This window comes from Lysinibacillus sp. GJ-1, assembly GCF_021166035.1.
GTDB classification, from domain to species: Bacteria; Bacillota; Bacilli; order Bacillales_A; family Planococcaceae; genus Lysinibacillus; species Lysinibacillus sphaericus.
Window position 1 is genome coordinate 2,694,925 of the sequence record NZ_CP088912.1, and the last position, 20,169, is coordinate 2,715,093.

The following is a 20,169-nucleotide window of genomic DNA, read 5'->3' on the forward strand; positions in this document are numbered from 1 at the left end:
TTTATTAGGATTTTGTTATATATAGATATGCTAATATTTTTAACGACCAACAATAAGAATAATGATACAATGCAAACACCCATTGCTACATACATTATCGTTTGCATTATATAATAAGGATAAAATGGTAGTGTGTAATAAAATATACAACCGCTTGATATCATAACCATTAGCCAGCCAGGAAGTCTTTGTGCAAGAAAGTCCGTACTTTTTCTATTCATATACATTACCGATTTTTTAAAAATAAACGATATTAATTTAATATAAACGAATACTATCAAAGCGCCCAATAGAATTTCAAGGAAAGTATTCAAAACAATCACCTTATATGGTTACTTAGTTTTATTTTTAATTATGGTATAGCATTATATTTTTCCTTTGCTTTAAGGCATAAATTAACATAAGTAAATACAATAAGAATTGTTCCAAAAACAGGTATACTTTTTCCTAGGCTTTTAAATATCTTTTTAATTAATTCCCATGATAATAGATTACCACCCTTAACAGCATCCCAGACTGCTGTTGCAACGCCACCTAAGCCGCCTAATAGAAGACTTCTTTCTTGATCAACTATATTATTAGCTGCTGCTTTAAAATCTCTATACTGCCATTGTTGCTTCGTTGTCGTTTTAGACATCGTACCAAAAATAGCATAGGCATTATTATTATTAGGTGATTCCTCCCAACGAATAGCCGCAATATAAGAACCGCCAGATGCCCCCTTTGAGGCAGTCAATGTTTTTAATTTAGGATTAATATTATTATAAGATTGTTGTTGGAAAGTACTATTAGTATTATATTGAGGATTATTTTTGTTTATTTTCACTTCCACACTATTCGGATTAGTAAGTTCTTTAATCATTATTTCTTCTGTTGTTTCCATTATCCTAATAACTTTCTCATCTATTAATTCTTTCTCGTTATTAGGTGAAATATTAAATATTTTTTGGGTAATTTCATCCGTTCCATCAGGTTTACTGATTACATCTTCAACGTACTCAAAAATATTTCCTGCTTCATCTTTTAATTGAAAAGCTGAATGATTACCATTATCATAAAGCAACGTAAAGCTATTATATTCTGAAGCTAGCGTTAAATTATTTTCGTAACTTGCAATTGTCAATAATGTTGGAGATGCAACAGTAGAAAATACCAAAATTACTACTAAGCAACAAATAAATTTTTTCATACTAATCCTCCTATAAACATTAAATTTTAATCTGTTTATCAGTTTTCAGAGTATTAAAATTATTTACAACCGAACATTATCATAGTATTTTTATTAATGGGTATCTAATACTACCCACCTCATTAAGATTTGGACACTTATTCTCCTATGTCTCGCTAAATCTAGTTAAAATTTATTTTAACAATTACGGATAGCATTTCAATATCCAAACTAAAAATCAAGGTTATTTAACTATTATTTTGAAGATAATTCAAAATAAATATATTTACTGAATTATTAATTCTTATACAAACTTTGTAGCAATTTGCTAAAATTTTATTTTATTTGATATGTAATGGCGAATAAGAAATTTTTTCGATTGGTATGTAACGAGGTATACAGATTTTTACGATTTGTTTCAACTAAAAAGCACCCCCTGTGAGGTGCTTTTTTTATTGCGGTACTTCTTCTAATAATTTTTCAAAATCTAATAGATACCCGCCAAGTTTTGCTTTTTCTAACTCTTCTATATATTCTTCTTTTCGTTCGGTTAGTCTGTCTTCAAGTGTGTTTTGATAGGCTGGAAATAGATTGTAATCTACTGGTTTCCCCATAAGTTCACCTCTTATATTATATTTTTTATTATTATAAGATATATTGATAATTTCTGACAATTGAAAACAACAAATTTGATTAAAAAGATCGACAATGTCACATGTAGATAGACTTATCCTTGCGCATACTCACTATACTATTTCCCTATGCATTACAATGCACTTTGAATTTCTTGCATAAATTAGAAACATTTTTCTTAATCAACATTTCGTATTTGTCGAAAGAGCAGTATTTTACAAAAAGTTAACTATCACTCACGATTATTCAAAAAGTAATTAACTAAATAATCCATAATTGGTATAATACTTATAATCATAGAAACACACGTAACTTTATAAATAATAAAGTATTTATTTTTTATCTAGTTTGCAGGCTAATAGCTAGTTATCATAACTATTTCATCATAGTAATAGTAGTGTAAAGCAAATTTAGCTTTGCACCTCCTGATTTGTTGGTTAGGGTCACTCTGGTCCAGTGACCCTTTAATCATTTTTCCATTCCAATCTACAATCTTTATACATGACCAAATATAAACGAAAGCAAGTGAGGTCAATATGGCATTCTGGTTAAATGTTCAAACATTAATCTGGTTATTTCCTATTCTTTTCATTATCCACGATTTTGAAGAGATTATATTAGTAGAAAAATGGTTACATAAGAATCGAAATAAGATTTATAAACGGTTGCCTCCCAAAATAGCTGACCGAATTGTGAAGCAGTTTTCTATGACGACAGCTCAATTTGCAGCAGCAGTTATTGTTATTTTTTTATTTGTCAGTGCAGCTACTATTTCAGCTATTTACTATCTCTATAATGGTACTAGTTGGAGTTTATACTTTTTTATAGCCGTTTCATTAGTATTTTTTATTCATGCGTTTACGCATATTGGGCAGACTATTATATTCCGCTCTATTGCTCCTGGAACTATTACATCGGTTATTATAATTATTCCATACAGCATTGTTTTATATAGATCATTATGGATGGAGCAAATTGTTACGTGGAAAATGATTTTGATATCCTTACCTTTTGGTGTGCTCTTTTTTCCTATAGTGTTAACAGCTCATTGGATTGGCAAAAAGTTTATATAATTTACAAAGTTTCAATAAACCTATTTTATTTTCCAGTTCACTGAAACAGGGTTGTTTATTTTACATATTTCAAATGCTTTTTTACAAATGCCACAATGTATTGTACTTCCTCTTCGGTCATATTCAATAAACTACTAACTCTACGTAATTTTGCTGGGGACTTTAATTGTTCTCTTACTTTATCAATAAACATGTATTTGCACTTCCGTGGATTTACAGTATCCCTAACTTGTTTATAACGTAAGTAAGCATATCGAGCAAAGGCGTTCAACATTTCTCGCTCGTATCCCTCTCGTTCTAAGTTCATGACAGCCGCTTCTATCTCTTCGGTTTCAAAAATCCAGGAGCCATCGGTTAATTGCATACTACCACCTCTTTCCAAATAAACTTGGTAAAGCTTGTTGAAGGCAACGTTCTCTTTATCACATCCATTTATGCTTCAATATTCCTTCAACGCCGTTCTTTCGAGATGTGTTATCCTTCAACACGTTCTTCCCCTCATTATTAAATGCAAAATAAAAAGCCCCACCTAGTTAGATGTGACTCTTTTATTATTTTTATGAAAAACAGCTACCATTTTGTGCTGCGTTAAAAGATCAATTAAACGTTTCATTTTTATGACCTGCTACCTCAATGAGATTATTCCTTTCGACTAACAATCCCCGCACCATATACTATAATCCACAGATACAGGGTCTTCAGCAGTCTTATCCAAAGGCAGCGTGTGGTAGAAAATCTATTTTGATAGGCAAATGGCCTTGTGTCTATTTTCTTGCCATTACTGTGTGGGAATTGTTTAATGTAATATCCTTATAAGACATTAAAAAGTATCCATTAAGTCACGAGACTTTTAACTACAATCTACTGCTCATCATCCTTTTTATCGTCATTATCCTTTTTCAACTGTGCAAAAGCATTTGCTAAAAACTTTGGAACACGAATGCCCAACTTACCTAAGTTTTCGATTATACTTATACCTTCCATCCCAATTAAAAACAAAATCATGGCGTTACGCATAAAGTTGCCGCTTTCTGTCGCGTTGTCCAACTGAACTGCTGCGATAACCATTAAAATCATGGCTGTCTTTTTCAGAAGACCTTTAAACGTTTTACGAGAATCTATATCTTTGATGATCCAACCAACCATTACACCTAATGTTAAGTCGATTGCCATTAATATTGTTAAAGATGTCACCAATTCATCCACACCGCCAATTAGATATACGATTAATGCGGTCATACCTCCTATAAGTGAAGACCAAAATGTATTTGTTTCCATATCATCACCTACTTTCCTCTATATTAGCCCCCCACACAGGTGATAGCTGAAGGCATAAAAAAACTACTTTATTTTTCATAAAGTACTTTTTGGATTTCTTCAATCCCTGCCTTCATTTCTAGCATATTCAATTCCTAGACCTAAGGAGGTTAACAAAAATACAGAAAGAACTAACTTTTCGTAAATTAATCTCCCTCAAGCTTCTAACCAGTACCTATCATTCTTTGTACTTTTTGGCACATCCATATGCTTTCTACAATGATCTAAAGTGGGCTAAGACATTAGGGGAAACATAAAATTGTCTATGCTTTTTCGCAAATATTGGGTTTGTTTAAAATGAATTACAAGTGTTTAAGCTACTATGTATTTTGAACAGAAAGAACATTTAAAGACCGTGATAAAATTGTAGTGGGAGTAACTCCTTATACATATTAGCCAAAATTAATGTAGTGAATTAGAATTGCTATACTGCAGTTTAAAAAATATGTTATAATGCTCTTACTGACAAACCAAACAGGTAACCAATTCAAAGCTGTAGCGTTTTTATACGCTGCAGCTTTTTGTAATGAAAAACTTTACACATTTTTTTATAAAAAACATTTCTAAAACAGATGGGCTTGAATTGGGATAAATACCCCTCCGCATTTCAACAGGGAACATATTATAAATTGAAGGAAGGAAAGGAGGTATGTTTCATGGGATACTACGGAAATGTAGGAAGCTGGAACAATAATTATTGTGGTGGATATAACTACGGCGGTGACTATTACTATGGTGGCGGCAATGGCTCTACGTTTACGCTTATTGTTGTACTCTTTATTCTCTTAATTATTGTCGGTACTGCTTTCTTATAAAAAATGTTATACAAAGCAATGGCATGCATGATGCCAGCTTTACACTCCTATTAACCCCTTTGGGTCACTTCCCCCAAGTGACCCATTTTTTCATGCTTAAAAAAGAGAAAGTACTTGGATTTCCTACTGTGTTTCGCCTTTCTATACAAAAATTCACTTCATTAGAGTAAATTTGGACAAGTATAGTATTGCGCATATTCGCAAATAGTATAAATGGTGTGATGACACCAAATTAACTACGATGGAGGGATTTTGATGAATTCAATTCGAGAAGGTTTAATCCCAACTATTTTAGGTTCTGCTGTTACGGCTGCTGGATATGCATTAAAGCAAAAAAGCGGTTCTAACAAAATGATTGCCCATACAGTCTTTGGATTTGGTTTAGCACATATTGTGTTAGGTGCAATTGACCTTGTAGAACATCGTCGTTAGAAATGGGAGGGCACACTATTGTGCTCTTCTTTTTTATTTGATGTCGTACTTATTCGCTTAATTTGAATGCTATTGATGATGGTCAGGCTCAAATAATAACTAGCGGAATACGCTAAAAAACCTCGATAAGTGCCCATTTAATTTGCACTTATCGAAGTTATTTTAACCTAAGCAGCCTATTATTTCTTATTGTTTTCCATTTTATTCGTTGCTTTTTGCACTTCAAGTAATTCCGAAACCGTGACAAATTTATATCCCTGCTTTTCCAGTTCAGGTAAAATTTTTTCGAGCGCTTTAACCGTTTGACCTCGATCTCCGCCCCCATCATGAAAAAGAACAATATTGCCTTCCTTAGCCCCTTTCAACACAGTGTTGACAATTTTATTAACACCAGGGCTTTTCCAGTCCATTGTATCTTGGTGCCAAGACCACATCACTACTTTGTATCCTTCTTTTGCAACTGCATCAATCATCCCGTCTGTATATTGCCCTTCCACTGGACGGAATAAAGTTGGAGAATATCCACTAATACCGTAAATTGTTTCATGTGTTTGTTTAATTTCCTTCAATAGATTAGGGATAGTCGTTCTTAAAGGATGTGTATATGTGTGAATGGCTAATTCATACTTCTTCATACATTCTTTGAATAACTGCTGGGTTTTTTCTGCATTTTCACCGACTATAAAAAATGTGGATTTTGCATTGTACTTGTCTAGAACATCTAATATTTCAGGTGTATATTTTTTATGAGGTATCGTCAAAGGTCAATGCAATTATTTTTTCATTTGTTTTTATTTCCCATAATATTTGCCCTGCCTCTTCATAATATTTTCTTCCTTTATCAGCAGAGAAACGTTCACTTACAAAAAAAATGGATAGCTAAAATACAAAAAGGCACAATATATAGCATTAATTTCTTCAACAACTTCACTTCCCAAAAAAATTATTTAGTACTTTATTATTTGTGGAAATGATTAAAAAATGCTTTTAAATTTGAATTATTAACTGCCATATGTAGTATAAAAAAACAAGTTATGTGCCACAATAAAATTTAAGCCATGAATCTCCCTAATTATTCATTTGCTGTAGCAAACTGTTGCTACAGCTTTTTTTATTAAAATGACGTAAAGCTGTAGATTCTTCGATGACGGAAAAACACACTCATTTTAACTAACATCGTTAAAATAAGTGTGTGCAAATAATCTATTAATAGGCGATCCCTACTCGAGACTTCACGTATTCAGAACATTGAATTTGTTGGTAAGTAAATTGTGCAGTGTCTGCCACAGATATTTCACTTCCACCTTCTGGAAGTAAATCCCGCTCTACGCGATATTTACCTGTATAACGTCCATCTGGTAAATATGTAGGACAAACGATTGTCCAATCCATAGTTGATTGCGCTAATAATTTAAAGGCATTGTGATGTTCTTGTGCTGCAAACGTTGACTTTCGTTTTGATTCACTGGATTGATATCGAAGTAAATTAGGCGTTAGACGACTTTGTAAAATTCCAGCTGTCCCGACTGTTATAATTCGGTTCACTTTTTTACTTGCCATTGCATCGAGAATGAGTGGTAAACTTGCTGTTAACGTGTTTGACCCATCCGTATTTAATGCGCTAATAACGACATCTACATCTGCCATAACTGATATGAGGTCGTTTTTATTTAAGACATTACCTAGTTTAACTTGTAAATTCTCATTCGCTATTATCATTTTACTTGGTGTACGTACTAATGCGATTACTTGATGACCATCGTTTAGTGCAAGGGAAACGATATGACTGCCTACACGGCCAGTTGCACCTAAAACTAAAATATTCAGGAAAATCACCTCTTTCTTTGCGATTATATCATAGATTAGATTAATTTTTGATGCATGCTAAAAGGACACATCTCCTTCGAGAGTGTCCTTATATTTTTTATTCTATATGAGACGTTGCAATAGCCTGAGCTAATGTAGTACCGCCATCTATGTTTTCATAACTATATTGACCTAAAGGTAAACCCCAAATTTCCACAAAATCCCCTTCAAGGAATTCTGTTGATTGATAGCCAATGGCATAAATCGCATTAAAGTCCATATCTTCAATTAAAATAAGTGACACTGGTGTACCATCCTCTAATGTATCTTCCTCTATTTGGATGATATCGCCTGCAAAAGTAACCATTTTCTCTAGATACGGTTTAATATTTTTATTTAAATGCTTGGAAGTGATTTTATCATCCGCAAGCTTTTTTGTTTTTTGAATTGCTTCTTTTGATAAAGCAGGGAATAAATCTGCATTCGTTGAAATAAAATTATATGATTGCTTTTCTAATGTTAGTTGATCTTCTGTGAAAAATGGTACATCTTCTAAATAGTTTCTTGCATAATTAACGACTGGAGCAGCTGCTTCTTTCTCAGTCTGATCGTTTTTAACTTCTTCTTTTTCTTCTGATTCCTTATCTGCTGAAGCTTCTTCCTTCTTTGCTTCGTTACTTGGGATAGGAGTGCTACCTCCTTTGCTAACTTCACTACCACATGCGGCTGCCATAATTGCTACTAACGACAGTACAGCCATGATTAAAAACTTCTTCATCACTAAATCCTCCCAATTCTTCTTTTAACATACTAAATATACCAATAAAGAGGAGTACATACTATAATAATTTTCCAATAATTTTCAACTTTTTGTAGTTATTACTAACTATTTATTATCTTCTAATAGACTAGGATTCATGTACAAAAATCGTCAATTTCGATCAGTAAGCTGGACATCCACAATAAACAAATTAAAGTTATTCTTTTTTGCAATGTTATTTACTATTTTTTGGATTTTGCTCTCCGTTCGGTTATCGATTTTCTCTAAATTATGTAAACTTATTGTGATAATTTGATTGTCCGATGAGTCGATTAAATATTCAATCGTGCTATCTGGATGATAGCCTTCATCCCTTAGCGCTATAATTATTTTTTTTGTTAATTGCGTACGTTGTAACTTTTGCGCTATTTCTTCAGATGCATATTGAGAAGAATTATTTTGAGTTAATTTCACAGATGTAGTCGGCTGGTATTTCAAATAAATTGTTACAAATATAAGTAATGCCATCACTATACAAATACCTTTTATAAAACTTTTATGCATTTTCTCCTGCTCTCCTTTTTTCAAAAAAATACGTTTTTGGGCACTGACGCATCACTGGAAAGAGCTTCTTTGTCGCAAAAGGAAAGGAAGGCAACACCGTTATGCTCTTTGACCTTCTTTTTCTTTACTCAAATCTTATTTCTTTCTATCATTTGTATCCAATAGGTATACATACAGGTTTGTTTTTTCAAAATGATTTTAATTTTTAACTCTATTAAGGGACATATTACCAAGTCAATATCATTTCAATTCATAGATTATAAATGTAAGGCTAGCGCGCGCATTACACAAACAAACTAACAAAAGGGAGATTTCAAAATGACAGATAATAGATATTGTAAACATATGAATTGGAATCATTACAAAAAAGATACATGTGATAAACAAGAAGATCAATATTATTGCGAAGTCGAAAAAAAATGCAAACATGATCATAAAGGAAAATCTTGTTGCCGAAAACATGAAGAATGGAAACACAATTATTGTGCTTGTGAAAAAAAATCTTGTTGGAAAGATGACAGAGATGAGGACAAAGACGATCATCACCACTGTGAAGGCTGTATTTGTCATTTATTACGAAGATTTGAATTAGGAACTACAGTAGATCTTTATTTATCAAGTGGCGGTAGCTTCCTTGGTGTTATTTTCTTAAAATTAGATACGTGTAATTGTTGTGCTTATTTTGTTGAAGCTGGAGCAGCAAATGCACCTATTATTGTCGACTGCAAAAAAATTGACGCACTTAGACGAATTGCAACTGTGTAAACAAACCTAAGCTTTATAAAAGAATCTGCTTGCTATTTACGGATGACTTTCAGTATACGTGAATACCGTCTGCTGCGACTTCCAAAATTCTCCTAAATAGTCAAGCAGGTTTTTTACTACGAAGGATGGTGGACTGTTACAAGCTATTCTTATACAAACTAATTATCCATTAACAATTACTTTTACTACTGGTTCGATCTTTCCTTTCGATACATCTCCTACATAGTCCACATCAATAATGACTGCTCGAGGCTCAAATCGTTGAATACTATCAATGATACGTTCGGTATTACGTTTCTTTGCAAAATGAAAAGGGACTTCAAGCTCTTTTTTTCTGTCCCGTCCTCTCTTATCCGGGTAAGACATAACAAATGTAGATAAAATATATGCTACATTTTGCAATATTTCATCGATGCCTGTAGCACCATAATCTATATTGCTCTTAGCGGTAACTTGATGTGTCATCCTATCAACCTTTCTTTCAAAGAACTTTCATTTACAGTAAACAATGAGTAGTGTCATTAATCGTAAAAGTAACACTTAGTTATGTATGCTAAAACTGCGAAGGATATGTTAAAACTAATCATCCGCAGCCTTATGTACAACTTCTTAAATCTCTTTATCTTGTCATCACATAATAAAGTACATATAGCCAACTAAAGCATCCGTGAATAATTGCCCATAGTATAGAATGATGGACACTCCAAGATATTGTAATGGCTAGAACTGAACCAAATCCTATTCCATTTTTAACTACAGTTTTCTTTTCCATTTTCCGTCCTTCCCCCTTCGTTTTCTTTGTGTATACTACACGATGATCTTTGATGATAATCCCTCCTGAATCTTTAATTTTTTTCCTTAACTGGATATGTACTTAAATCATATCATTATATGTTTAAAAAAAGCTGAACATCATAGAAAGCTTTTATCATTCAATAATTTCTCTTCCCTATTCTTGATTGCCATATTACTGGCTATATTTTTTATTACCCCATTGTTAATTTTTTTACACGTTCTTTTTATTAGCGATGACACACTATAGCATGCTTTACTTTCTGCCATTGATTATGATTTAAAAGTCATGGTCATAATTAAGGAAAGGAAGTGATTTAAGTTGAAACTGTTCATCATCTTATCGAGCATCGTTGTCCCTGCTATCATGCTATTGCTACAATACAAAAGTGACCGTGCTCGCCTGCTATGGAATGTTTTGGCTGTGCTAGCGCTGATAATTTTTGGTAGTATTGCATCCACATCAATTTATCAAATTATTAAAGATGGTGCAGTATTTATGACAACCATCCATGCCGTTTTTTTAAATCCATTATTTTTAGTTGTTGGGGCTTATCTAGGTGTATTCATGATATACAGATTAATGCTTTTAACATGGAACGAAAAATAACAATTGTATAGGATGATTATTTTAAATAAAGAAAAAAAAGAAGCATTCTTAAAGAATGCCTCTTTTTACAAAACGATCGTTCAATTATAGTTTAACGATGTTTTTAGCTTGTGGTCCGCGGTTACCGTCTTCCACTTCAAATTCAACTTTTTGACCTTCGTCAAGTGATTTGAAACCTTCGCCTTGGATTGCTGAGAAGTGAGCGAATACGTCTGCTTCACCTTCAACTTCGATAAATCCAAAACCTTTTTCTGCGTTAAACCATTTTACTGTACCTTGTTTCATAAATAAAACCTCCAAAAAATAAATTAATAAACAATTTCTTCAAAAAAAAATTCACCTATTATAAAAAGTACCGAAAAACACGATTACTTTTTGTAATAGGTGAATTCAATATTTTAAATCAAGAAATCTTATTATTAATTCCATTATATATGAGAACATCCTAATTGTCTAGTGAAATCGTATATTTAAAATATTGCAATAGTATTACTAGAACATATTAGTTTAGTTACTTATTTTTCACGTCCATCATTTCATCTATTATTCCCCTTGTTATAGGCTATAAATTTAAGATTGTTCTAACGATTGCTCTTGTCGACAACCACAATCTACAATATGATCATTGACCATGCCGACTGCCTGCATAAATGAATAACAAATCGTGCTACCCACAAATTTAAAACCATCTTTTTTAAGCTGTTTGCTCATTCGATCACTTAGTTCAGTTGTTACTGGTACATCAGCAATCGTTTCCCAGTTATTCACAATAGGGTGATTGTCTACAAATGACCATATGTACTGTGAAAAAGAACCATGCTGTTGTTGGATACGTAAAAAGGCTTGTGCATTCGTTACGACACTTGCTATTTTAAGCTTGTTGCGCACGATACGTGTATCCTCTTTTAGTTCAGCCAACTTCTCTTCGGTATAGGACACGATTTTAGCAGCATTAAATTGGTCAAAGGCCTCTCGGTAACCTTCTCTCTTTTGTAAAATTGTCCACCAGCTCAGACCTGCTTGTGCCCCCTCTAGACAAATCATTTCAAATAAGTGCTGATCGTCATAAATCGGCACACCCCATTCCTTATCATGATAATCTACATATAATGGCTCGTCTAACTTTACCCACTCACATCTTTTCATTATTACAACCTCCTTCTTTATCTTTTATACGTTTAGAATAGTTCTAAGTTTCATTTTTTGTTTTATATAGTAAAAAATCACAGTTATTTTGTCCACAACAAAAAACTGTGATTTCTTCTTTATTTACATATATTGTGATGTAAGCCTTATCATTTTGACTCACATGATTTTAATAATTTGTTCTATGCATAATATAAAGACGCATCGTTTATCGCTTTGACAAAATCCCTTGACATTAATTTAAATATGTATTGTTTGACGTATTTCGTTCGCGCTCATCTATTACTAGATGGATAATAAATGCTAGCTGTTGTTCAATTAACAGATTATTTTGATGAAATATATCAGCTATTGCAATTTTTTGGCTATCTGCTAATTCAACTTTCTTTAGCATCATCATAATTTCTTCTTTCGAAAGCCCAAACATCTTTTCTCACCCCATTTCCAAATTCAAAAACATTTCATTATTCCAAAAACATTATCCAAAGGTCTAGTACTACAGACAGACAATATTATTAATGAACCATTTTTACTAATTATAGGATATAACCTACAAATTAAGCAATCTAAAAACTAAATTTTCTAACAATATTTTCTTCTACAAAAACAAACATTGTTATTTTGGATATAATATTACAAATATTTTAAATTTACTTCCGAATAAATTCCAAGTTTTCTCACCATAATGTATCGCGCACAAAAAAGTGGGCAATTTTCTTACAAATCAATACTTCTTATGTCGAATTCTATGAATCTTTGTCCATATTTTGCATGAAAAATTCGTCCTCTTCAAGTATTTTATCTCGTAAAGGTCTTTCATCTTACACACTTAAGACACTTTTATAGCATAGTAAAAAATGGAATATATATGGTATTGAACGTTCCAACCCTACTGTTTATACCCCTTTTCTTATAATTGAAACCTCCGTGTTTACCATTTGACTTGTAACAGACATAAAAAAAGTAATTTCAAAAGTTTGAAACTACTCTTTTTCTTTTTTCAATCTTCAACATTGCTTCCGTTACATGTACTTAATTTATCGACAATTCGTTGTGTTTTTTTACTCGTTGGTTGTTGTAAGTCTATATGAATAATTCTTGAAGAGTCATCTTTTTGACACCTTCCCGCTTGCATTGGTCCCCGAATATATAATTGGCTCTGTTCCTGAACAACTGCCGCTGTTTTAACATTGGATAAGGTGCTATTGACGAGTTCAAGAAGCGATTGATTGGTCATTGCCAAAAAAGTTCGCTCGGTGTCGTTGATTGCACAATTTTGGATGCGCCCCATTGACTTATCAGACCAAAAAATAGAATAAGGACTTTGTTTACATTGCGAGAATTGACTGTCTACTACTTCAACAATGGCATCAATACACGTAATTCCATTACCAACTATATGGTTAAAGGTACATTTGTTGGCAAAAAGACGCGCATTATTAATATAAATATGATGACTTTCTAATTCCTGTATGCGTGAATTTTTTACTGTGATTTTGGCATGATCATTTCCATAAATTCCACCTGTTTGCCCAAACTGTATGATACATTGATCGAGAACAAGACCACTTGCATCAACAATTACGTGAAATTGTGTATGATGATGAATTGTACATTCTGTCATCATGACATCGGCTTCATTGAAAATAGTGATACCTGTTGTGCTGCCATTTGTCACCTGGCATTTTCGAATCTCGGCTTTACTATTCTCTATAAACAGCTGTGGTTTTTTATGACCGGATAACTGACAATCATAGATAACAGCCTTTGATTTTTCACCTATATACAGTCCATTGCCATTACTTTTCGCAATGCGACTATCAGACGCTACAAGTTCGCTTTCATGGACAACGACATTAGTTTCAGCATGGTGCTTGATTTCACATTGATTGATTGTTAATTTTGAACCACTAAATACTTGGATTCCTACGTCTTTTCCTTCGTGAATAAGCGAGTTGACTAAAGAAATTGTACTGGATGCTGCAACAATTTGAGTTTTTTCATGCCCATGAATTTCACAATCCTCTATGACCATGTGAACGTTTCGTATGGCAAAAATTCCATTCATCGTGCCCTCTAGCAACATGCACTTCGACAATGAAATTTCACTATTTTGTGCAATGATTTGTGCTTTCGTATGCTGGTGTAATGTCGATTCAATCAGCATAACACTTGAACCATTATCTATCCGAATGCCAAATTGATTAGATGCGCCTGCCAGTATATCAACATTTTTCATCATTAAAGTGCCAAAGTTAACAGTGACTTGGGTACTTACTTGTTGCTTTTCAATGATGCAGTTTTCAAGCTGCAAATCCCCTTTCACATAAATGCCTTGGCCTTGACTAAATCGGATATTATGGATGTCCACATGCGTATGGTAACGAATAAACACGCCACCTTTAATCGTAACATCCCCTTTACCATAGAGCGTTAACCTTTTTGAAATCTCTATACTTTCTTCATAAATACCATCCCGAATTTCTATAGCATCTCCAACTTCAGCGTCTTGCAGCGCCTGATTGATATTTTGATAACGATGCATTATACCTTTTTTTACTACAAGTATTGCCATCCTCATGCCTCCTGTCGTTTACATGTCGTACTTTATTAAGTACTCCATAAATCACCCTATTCATCCTATTTATATCCCCATTGAACTTACGATTATTCAATTTTAACCAAATAAATGACCATTTCCTCGTTTATCCATTGGAAAATCTATTTTTAAAAGATATTCACCAACAATTACTTATGAACATTAAAAAACCAGCAAGTAAGCGATACATTCGCCTCTTACTGGTTTTGTTTATCGTAATTTGTTGTTTTCTTTCGGTGTTGTATCCAATCGGTTTAATACATTATTTATAATTTAAATTTCCCAATAAGATCATTTAAGTTTTCAGCCATTTCAGCTAGATGACTTGAACTATTTTTTATTTCGTCCATTGAGCTAGCGGTTTGTTCTATCGTTGCTGAAGTTTCTTGAATACCTGCAGCTGACTGCTCAGACACAGCGGCAATTTCATCCACTGATTTATTAATAGTCATCGTATTTTGTACAACTTCTTCTAGCTTTGTTGACATATTGACGATGCTCGATGACATGGAATAGACAGCATTTGCAATTTCACTAAATGTCTCATTCGTCGAAACAATTTGTGTTGTACCTTTTGCAACTTCTCCATATCCTTTTTCGAGAGAGGATGTCACAACGGTTGAATCATCTTGAATTATTTGAATGATACCTGTAATTTCACTAATAGATGAAGATACTTGCTCTGCTAGTTTTCGAACTTCATCTGCTACTACTGCGAATCCTTTGCCATGCTCTCCTGCACGTGCTGCTTCAATTGCTGCATTTAACGCCAGTAAATTTGTTTGCGCTGCAATATCATGAATTACCGCAATAATTTTAGATATTTCCTGTGTTTGTTTATTTAATTCATCTAGTTTTTCAACTGAATCTTTCACAATATAGTCAATTGTCATCATTTGTTGTGTAGAAGCTTCCATACGTCCTTTCCCTTCTTCTGTTAGCTTCATCACAGATTCAGAAAACTGATAGACATCTCTACTACTTTGATTGACATCGGTTACTTTACTTGAAAAATCCATCATACTTGTTGCCACATCAGATGCATTACTCGCTTGCACTTCCGTTCCATTTGCAATTTCTTCAACTGTATCTACAACTTGCTCTGTCCCCTCTTTTACTTCTGTAGCAGATTGCATCAGTTCCTCACTATGGGCGGCAACCTCATTTGACACCGTTTGAATATGTTTTAATAGATTATTTAAAATTTGGGACATCGTATTTGTTGCTTCGGTTAATTGCCCTATTTCATCTTTTGATGTTACATTTAGTGCAGGTTCACTTAAATCCCCATCTGTAATTTTCTTCATCCGATTGGTAATTAAGATAATAGGCTTCGAAATAATACGAGCGCTGAATATTGCAATAATAATGGCGATCAAGGCAATGCTTATTCCTACAATAATACTTATAGTTTGCTTACGTTCCCCATCAGTAATAAGTGTATCTCCTACAGCATTTATTGATTGTTTCCGTTGTGCTGCTAATGCCTCATATCCCTCACGGATTTCCGTCGCTTTTTCATCCATTGCAGCTAAATTATGTATGGCTAATTCCTTATTTCCTTGATCGTATATTTCAAAAACATCGTTTTGAACATAGCTACTCCATTCTTTTGCCATTTCAGCATACTTGTTAAATTCTGCTGATTCAGCAATAGCTAGACGTATTTTTTCATTGGCAAGCGCTCGTTCTACATTTTCATCATAAATTGTTTTATATTTTTCATTGCCAGATAATACATAGCCCCTTGCTGCAGCAATTCTTAAACCAATAGTAGATGCTAACTCATAATCAGCAATTAATAATTGCAACTCCTCATCCACAATTTGTTCTGTCGCTTGGTTACTTTGTGCAATTTCATAAAAATTGAAACCAATATATAAAACAATAACGGCAACAACAATACTAAATGAAAATACAATCCTTTTGCTAATCGATTTAAAATTCATTTGTCAATTTCTCCTTCTTATTATCAATTTTTTGGCAATCTCCTTCGAGTATTCTATTTCTTCTCTAAAAAATAACAGGCAATCGATAAAAAATTTAACTGTATTGCTTAATATTAGTAATCTACCATTTTTAAAAAGGTTTAGGATGAAATAATATTTTTTCTTATAATTAGTTGAATAAAACAGAGGTTTCTTTGTGTTTTTTAGCATCCTTTTGATTTTCAACATCATTTTTCCTTCTATTGGATTATGATTTTTATAAAAAAGAAAAATCCATAAATAAGACTTTTCGCTTATTTAGTTTGCTTATTCTAGTTAAAAAATTCAATTTTTTCGGGACTTGAATCTAAAATTCACAAAATGGAGCTAAGTTGATAGTATATTTTCTCTATACTATTAACATGTAAATTGAATGGTAGAAAACGAAACTAATTATGCAACTGCTCTCAGTAGTAGATAATAGTACTTACAGCAAAAAAGTGTTAAATCGACATTCGTCAATCTAACACTTCTTCTCTTTCTTCAGCTTATTTTTTATTATTGTAGAATAACGTAATTATATTTGTTCTATTTGATAATCTATTCTTAAAAAAGACAATCCAAAAATGCGCATCGTATGTATCGCCGTTAAAGTTGTATCATTTTTCGCCGTAATCGTAAAATGCTCATTCAAAGGTAGTCTCAATATATTTTGTTTGAATGCTAAATAGATACCTGCTTCCCCAGTTTTAGAGCTTGTTATATGTAATTTTCCGTCTTGCTCATATACATATAAAATACCTATCATAGTTGAAAAAGGTAATGGTAAAGCAATATTCATATACGTTGTTTGATTGGTCGTATGTTGTGAGTAAATGGCTACGAATATCGTCTGCTCGTTTATTTTACGAATCCAAGCACGCGGAGCAAGGCGACCATCCTGTCGTTCATCTACTTTCATAATAACGCCATTCATCTCCACTGGTCGACTGGATAGCGGCAAATTAAGCTGTTGCATCCAACGGCTAATGCCTTGATAGATGAATGCAAATGGTTTAAACCAACATCGCCATTGTACCGAAGCATTTAGACGATAATTAGTCGTTTGCTCATAAAAATGTGGAATAATTTGTGGAAGCTTCCTTGTATCTACAAAATCTTGCAGTGCATCAACTAAACCGGTATGAGGCTCTTCCAAAGGCTGTAGTTTCCCCCGTATACGACTCACCGGAAACGTAAAAGGCTGATGGGAAGATTTTGGGACGTCTATTCCCCACGCGATTACCCCCATCAATCCAAACAACAGACAATTCACTAAACCATGAAAGGTTAACATGTCGGGAATACTTATAATCGACGTGCCAGTAAAATTGCCAATAGCATAAAGAAAAGATCCTAAAATTGTCAAACATAATGAGCCGTAAGAAATTCGCAATAGTGCTCCCTGTCTCTTAGGCAGAGTTGTTTTCAAGGACAGTGTAAACAAGCAGTAGATGGCAAATATATAAAGTGCCACTGATACAATTTCAATGACTGTCGAAAACGTAATTCCAAGTGCAACTAACAATGGTCCTGTTAGTAAGATTATGACGACTGCATTGTACCATTTGCTTGTATGGAAACGTCCAAATAAACCAATTGATATTGCAAATAGACAAGCTGAATAGTGAAAATGGATTGCAGTTAACCATGTAATTAACGATGAAAATCCTGTATCTATTTCTGCTATAAAGGCAAAGAACCATAGACCTCCAATAAATAAATAGAGGAGTCCAATATCGATAGCGATTTCAGCAATGTTCGTAAAACCTCGCTGTAAAAAGCGCGTCACACCTTGGTATGCAATATAAGCTGTATAGACAACATATAAACCCGCTAAGACAATCGCTAACTCACGATTAATAGAAAAGTGTAAAATCGTTACAACAAGCATCATAGCGATGATAATAATATGACCTATTTTATTGAAAGAAACGACCATTTTTAGCATTGCAGGGACGAATACAAGTTGCGCAAAAGTAAGTAATAGTAAATAATGTGGTTGCATGCTAAACAGATAGCAACACAGCATAAGTACCCAACCTATTAATAACACGGGACTAAAGAGATTTTTGCGTAAATTCCCCAGCATACATCATTAACCTCCCAATAAGCGGATTATAAATCGATACGTGAATTGTAAAAACTTCTCTGTACTCATCATAGCCTTCCTCGACAATAACGCGCCCTTCTAGCTGTTGCGGTATCGCCCATTCTAGTCTAGACATAACAAATCGTTGTGGCCCTGAACGAATAATTAATTTCCCTTCTCTTGTCACTGAAAACAATAAATCTGAATAAAAAAGAGCTGGTGCGCCTAAGTAATCTTTGACAATTTTTTTAATTGGATCAACCGTCATCCTCGCATCAAAATGCCTTGTCTTGCGATTAAAATAAAAGGAACGTTCCCATATAACCTCCAATTCTCCATTGGGCATTTGTCGACATGTATTACTGATAGTAAAGGGGATATCCTTTCCTGACTCAGGAAATAAAAACCTAAACTTGGCAGCCATCACATAAAAGGGACGCATCCATTTTGCTCCTGATTGTATATCATGCATCACGCCTTGCGCATTAAACGTTTGACCTACTGGCAATGCATAGCGCTGTTGTAGTTTTGGATGGAGTCTTTTAAAGTCCTCCCCTAATAACGTTTGATAGATGGTCAATCTTTTTTCCCTCGCTTTCGTTTACAACTTGCCGCACTCGGTAAATCTTTACTAAGTACAAATCCTATAATGGATAAGACCCATAATGCGCCATTTAATGTGACTGGGTTGAATGGGGCTATTGCAATATCAGTATCTACTAACACAGCACCAAGCGTTAAGAGTGGGAATAACATGATTTGCAGCCCAAAGAGCAACCGCTTCCCTCTAGGTACTAACCAGCAAAGTGCAAATAGCATCTCTGCCACACCAATCCAATAAACGAGTGAAGTTGCATTTGCTACATTGCGGTCATTAGCAGTATTCACCTGTGTCAACGAATGTTCTACCATCATCACTTCCAGAGGATGTTGGAACAGTACTTTAGGTATTAGTCCATGATACAACCAAACGAAGCAAAATAATGCGCTAATAAGCAGTGTTAGAAAAAAGCGTCGATATTGCGCAGATGGATTTTCTCCCTTCTCTAGCCACCTTTTCAAAACATCAAAACTAAGTGCTGTTGCCCATCCCATTAATGGACGAAATACCAAGTCAAATAGCAATCCTAATTTGCCGTAGCGCACTTCATAATCATATTGCGTTAAAAAAGTTAACGCTTGTTTCTTCGGAATATACTTCCAATACCCTTTACCCTCTGCAATTGGTGATATTTTTTGTGGCGTCCCAAAATGCAAAGAAGATATTTTAACGCCATCTTTCGTCAAATGTTCCCCTTTACTTTCTCCCCACCCACTCACTGTTACACCAGGCATCACTTTTGTTTCATAAGTAAAGCGTTGCAGTTCTGAAAGCTCTTCTTTTTCTTTATATGTAATGGATGTAAAGCGTAAATCCCACTGTTCATGCAACTTTGGGTTTTGCGTATAATGCCAAGCATCCTCAATCGGTGCTTGTATATCAATTTCAACGTAAATCGGCTTTTTCTTCATCCCACTCTCTCCTCGAAATATCAATTTCAAACAATGATTGTAAGTTGGAAACTTCTTAGTTAATTTTACTATAATTAACATTGTAATAGTGCAATAACGATGAAGTTGATGTCATCAA

General features: G+C 33.7%; 22 protein-coding genes. 5 read left to right on the plus strand and 17 right to left on the minus strand.

Annotated features, from left to right (window positions below):
- Positions 1–352 precede the first annotated feature (352 nt).
- Positions 353–1,189 carry a hypothetical protein gene (locus LO754_RS13310; protein WP_229386925.1) on the minus strand — a complete coding sequence of 279 codons (837 nt, stop codon included), beginning with the start codon at positions 1,187–1,189 and terminating at the stop codon, positions 353–355.
- 431 nt (positions 1,190–1,620) lie between these two features.
- Positions 1,621–1,782: a hypothetical protein gene (locus LO754_RS13315; protein ID WP_162832729.1), complete on the minus strand. Its 162-nt coding sequence runs from the start codon at positions 1,780–1,782 to the stop codon at positions 1,621–1,623.
- 555 nt (positions 1,783–2,337) lie between these two features.
- On the opposite strand from LO754_RS13315, the gene LO754_RS13320 reads away from it, so the two are divergent.
- The gene (locus LO754_RS13320) at positions 2,338–2,874 is read left to right on the plus strand and encodes an HXXEE domain-containing protein (protein WP_231784588.1); all 537 of its coding nucleotides are present in this window, start codon (positions 2,338–2,340) and stop codon (positions 2,872–2,874) included.
- A 55-nt stretch (positions 2,875–2,929) separates the two neighbouring features.
- Here the strand turns inward: LO754_RS13320 and LO754_RS13325 are convergent, their stop codons facing one another.
- Together LO754_RS13325 and LO754_RS13330 are read right to left on the minus strand one after the other, a co-directional pair.
- Positions 2,930–3,238, minus strand: coding sequence for a hypothetical protein (locus tag LO754_RS13325; protein WP_025219786.1), 309 nt, complete (start codon positions 3,236–3,238; stop codon positions 2,930–2,932).
- 497 nt (positions 3,239–3,735) lie between these two features.
- Entirely contained in the window at positions 3,736–4,152 is a 417-nt protein-coding gene (locus LO754_RS13330; protein WP_024364917.1) for a phage holin family protein, read from the minus strand.
- Between the two features lie 695 nt (positions 4,153–4,847).
- Between LO754_RS13330 and LO754_RS23635 the strand changes: the two genes are divergently transcribed.
- Entirely contained in the window at positions 4,848–5,006 is a 159-nt protein-coding gene (locus LO754_RS23635) for a YjcZ family sporulation protein (protein WP_080653413.1), read from the plus strand.
- Positions 5,007–5,261: 255 nt separating this feature from the next.
- Positions 5,262–5,438: a hypothetical protein gene (locus tag LO754_RS13340; RefSeq protein ID WP_024364918.1), complete on the plus strand. Its 177-nt coding sequence runs from the start codon at positions 5,262–5,264 to the stop codon at positions 5,436–5,438.
- 179 nt (positions 5,439–5,617) lie between these two features.
- On the opposite strand, the gene LO754_RS13345 is transcribed toward LO754_RS13340, so the two are convergent.
- From LO754_RS13345 to LO754_RS13360, 4 genes are all read right to left on the minus strand, one after another.
- Positions 5,618–6,199 (minus strand): polysaccharide deacetylase family protein, encoded by a 582-nt coding sequence (locus LO754_RS13345; RefSeq protein ID WP_231784589.1) that lies wholly within the window; start codon positions 6,197–6,199, stop codon positions 5,618–5,620.
- Positions 6,200–6,644: 445 nt separating this feature from the next.
- Positions 6,645–7,265, minus strand: coding sequence for an NAD(P)-dependent oxidoreductase (locus LO754_RS13350; RefSeq protein WP_229389827.1), 621 nt, complete (start codon positions 7,263–7,265; stop codon positions 6,645–6,647).
- Positions 7,266–7,362: 97 nt separating this feature from the next.
- On the minus strand, positions 7,363–8,022 hold the full coding sequence (locus LO754_RS13355; protein ID WP_024364921.1) for a hypothetical protein: 660 nt from the start codon (positions 8,020–8,022) through the stop codon (positions 7,363–7,365).
- A gap of 153 nt (positions 8,023–8,175) precedes the next feature.
- Entirely contained in the window at positions 8,176–8,568 is a 393-nt protein-coding gene (locus LO754_RS13360) for a hypothetical protein (protein WP_024364922.1), read from the minus strand.
- A gap of 318 nt (positions 8,569–8,886) precedes the next feature.
- On the opposite strand from LO754_RS13360, the gene LO754_RS13365 reads away from it, so the two are divergent.
- Complete coding sequence (locus LO754_RS13365; RefSeq protein WP_231784590.1) at positions 8,887–9,333, plus strand: hypothetical protein; 447 nt, start codon at positions 8,887–8,889, stop codon at positions 9,331–9,333.
- A gap of 162 nt (positions 9,334–9,495) precedes the next feature.
- Here the strand turns inward: LO754_RS13365 and LO754_RS13370 are convergent, their stop codons facing one another.
- Positions 9,496–9,798 carry a hypothetical protein gene (locus LO754_RS13370; protein WP_231784591.1) on the minus strand — a complete coding sequence of 101 codons (303 nt, stop codon included), beginning with the start codon at positions 9,796–9,798 and terminating at the stop codon, positions 9,496–9,498.
- Positions 9,799–10,447: 649 nt separating this feature from the next.
- On the opposite strand from LO754_RS13370, the gene LO754_RS13375 reads away from it, so the two are divergent.
- Positions 10,448–10,735 carry a hypothetical protein gene (locus tag LO754_RS13375; RefSeq protein WP_024364925.1) on the plus strand — a complete coding sequence of 96 codons (288 nt, stop codon included), beginning with the start codon at positions 10,448–10,450 and terminating at the stop codon, positions 10,733–10,735.
- A gap of 84 nt (positions 10,736–10,819) precedes the next feature.
- Here the strand turns inward: LO754_RS13375 and LO754_RS13380 are convergent, their stop codons facing one another.
- The 8 genes from LO754_RS13380 to LO754_RS13415 all read right to left on the minus strand — a co-directional run bounded on the left by LO754_RS13380 (position 10,820) and on the right by LO754_RS13415 (position 20,051).
- Complete coding sequence (locus LO754_RS13380; protein WP_024360941.1) at positions 10,820–11,020, minus strand: cold-shock protein; 201 nt, start codon at positions 11,018–11,020, stop codon at positions 10,820–10,822.
- A gap of 285 nt (positions 11,021–11,305) precedes the next feature.
- A complete protein-coding gene (locus LO754_RS13385) occupies positions 11,306–11,881 on the minus strand; it encodes a DNA-3-methyladenine glycosylase I (protein ID WP_229386929.1) in 576 nt (191 codons plus the stop codon).
- Positions 11,882–12,116: 235 nt separating this feature from the next.
- On the minus strand, positions 12,117–12,308 hold the full coding sequence (locus LO754_RS13390) for a hypothetical protein (RefSeq protein ID WP_024360943.1): 192 nt from the start codon (positions 12,306–12,308) through the stop codon (positions 12,117–12,119).
- Between the two features lie 573 nt (positions 12,309–12,881).
- Positions 12,882–14,456, minus strand: a complete 1,575-nt coding sequence (locus LO754_RS13395; RefSeq protein WP_231784592.1) for a right-handed parallel beta-helix repeat-containing protein — start codon at positions 14,454–14,456, stop codon at positions 12,882–12,884.
- A 290-nt stretch (positions 14,457–14,746) separates the two neighbouring features.
- Positions 14,747–16,429: a methyl-accepting chemotaxis protein gene (locus LO754_RS13400; protein ID WP_229386931.1), complete on the minus strand. Its 1,683-nt coding sequence runs from the start codon at positions 16,427–16,429 to the stop codon at positions 14,747–14,749.
- Between the two features lie 556 nt (positions 16,430–16,985).
- The gene (locus LO754_RS13405) at positions 16,986–18,539 is read right to left on the minus strand and encodes a YndJ family protein (RefSeq protein WP_231784593.1); all 1,554 of its coding nucleotides are present in this window, start codon (positions 18,537–18,539) and stop codon (positions 16,986–16,988) included.
- Entirely contained in the window at positions 18,508–19,119 is a 612-nt protein-coding gene (locus LO754_RS13410) for a DUF4166 domain-containing protein (protein WP_231784594.1), read from the minus strand. Before LO754_RS13410 ends, LO754_RS13405 begins: the two co-directional genes overlap by 32 nt.
- Positions 19,116–20,051, minus strand: a complete 936-nt coding sequence (locus LO754_RS13415; protein WP_231784595.1) for a DoxX-like family protein — start codon at positions 20,049–20,051, stop codon at positions 19,116–19,118. The genes LO754_RS13410 and LO754_RS13415 overlap by 4 nt, the downstream gene beginning before the upstream one ends.
- Between the last annotated feature and the right edge of the window lie 118 nt (positions 20,052–20,169).

Excerpts from the sequence above, each read along its gene's own strand:
- LO754_RS13370 (WP_231784591.1), bottom strand. The coding sequence starts at position 9,798 with ATGACACATCAAGTTACCGCTAAGAGCAATATAGATTATGGTGCTACA.
- LO754_RS13395 (WP_231784592.1), bottom strand. The coding sequence starts at position 14,456 with ATGGCAATACTTGTAGTAAAAAAAGGTATAATGCATCGTTATCAAAAT.
- LO754_RS13355 (WP_024364921.1), bottom strand. The coding sequence starts at position 8,022 with ATGAAGAAGTTTTTAATCATGGCTGTACTGTCGTTAGTAGCAATTATG.
- LO754_RS13315 (WP_162832729.1), bottom strand. The coding sequence starts at position 1,782 with ATGGGGAAACCAGTAGATTACAATCTATTTCCAGCCTATCAAAACACA.
- LO754_RS23635 (WP_080653413.1), top strand. The coding sequence starts at position 4,848 with ATGGGATACTACGGAAATGTAGGAAGCTGGAACAATAATTATTGTGGT.
- LO754_RS13380 (WP_024360941.1), bottom strand. The coding sequence starts at position 11,020 with ATGAAACAAGGTACAGTAAAATGGTTTAACGCAGAAAAAGGTTTTGGA.
- LO754_RS13390 (WP_024360943.1), bottom strand. The coding sequence starts at position 12,308 with ATGTTTGGGCTTTCGAAAGAAGAAATTATGATGATGCTAAAGAAAGTT.
- LO754_RS13330 (WP_024364917.1), bottom strand. The coding sequence starts at position 4,152 with ATGGAAACAAATACATTTTGGTCTTCACTTATAGGAGGTATGACCGCA.
- LO754_RS13325 (WP_025219786.1), bottom strand. The coding sequence starts at position 3,238 with ATGCAATTAACCGATGGCTCCTGGATTTTTGAAACCGAAGAGATAGAA.
- LO754_RS13415 (WP_231784595.1), bottom strand. The coding sequence starts at position 20,051 with ATGAAGAAAAAGCCGATTTACGTTGAAATTGATATACAAGCACCGATT.
- LO754_RS13405 (WP_231784593.1), bottom strand. The coding sequence starts at position 18,539 with ATGCTGGGGAATTTACGCAAAAATCTCTTTAGTCCCGTGTTATTAATA.
- LO754_RS13400 (WP_229386931.1), bottom strand. The coding sequence starts at position 16,429 with ATGAATTTTAAATCGATTAGCAAAAGGATTGTATTTTCATTTAGTATT.
- LO754_RS13365 (WP_231784590.1), top strand. The coding sequence starts at position 8,887 with ATGACAGATAATAGATATTGTAAACATATGAATTGGAATCATTACAAA.
- LO754_RS13360 (WP_024364922.1), bottom strand. The coding sequence starts at position 8,568 with ATGCATAAAAGTTTTATAAAAGGTATTTGTATAGTGATGGCATTACTT.
- LO754_RS13320 (WP_231784588.1), top strand. The coding sequence starts at position 2,338 with ATGGCATTCTGGTTAAATGTTCAAACATTAATCTGGTTATTTCCTATT.
- LO754_RS13310 (WP_229386925.1), bottom strand. The coding sequence starts at position 1,189 with ATGAAAAAATTTATTTGTTGCTTAGTAGTAATTTTGGTATTTTCTACT.
- LO754_RS13385 (WP_229386929.1), bottom strand. The coding sequence starts at position 11,881 with ATGAAAAGATGTGAGTGGGTAAAGTTAGACGAGCCATTATATGTAGAT.
- LO754_RS13340 (WP_024364918.1), top strand. The coding sequence starts at position 5,262 with ATGAATTCAATTCGAGAAGGTTTAATCCCAACTATTTTAGGTTCTGCT.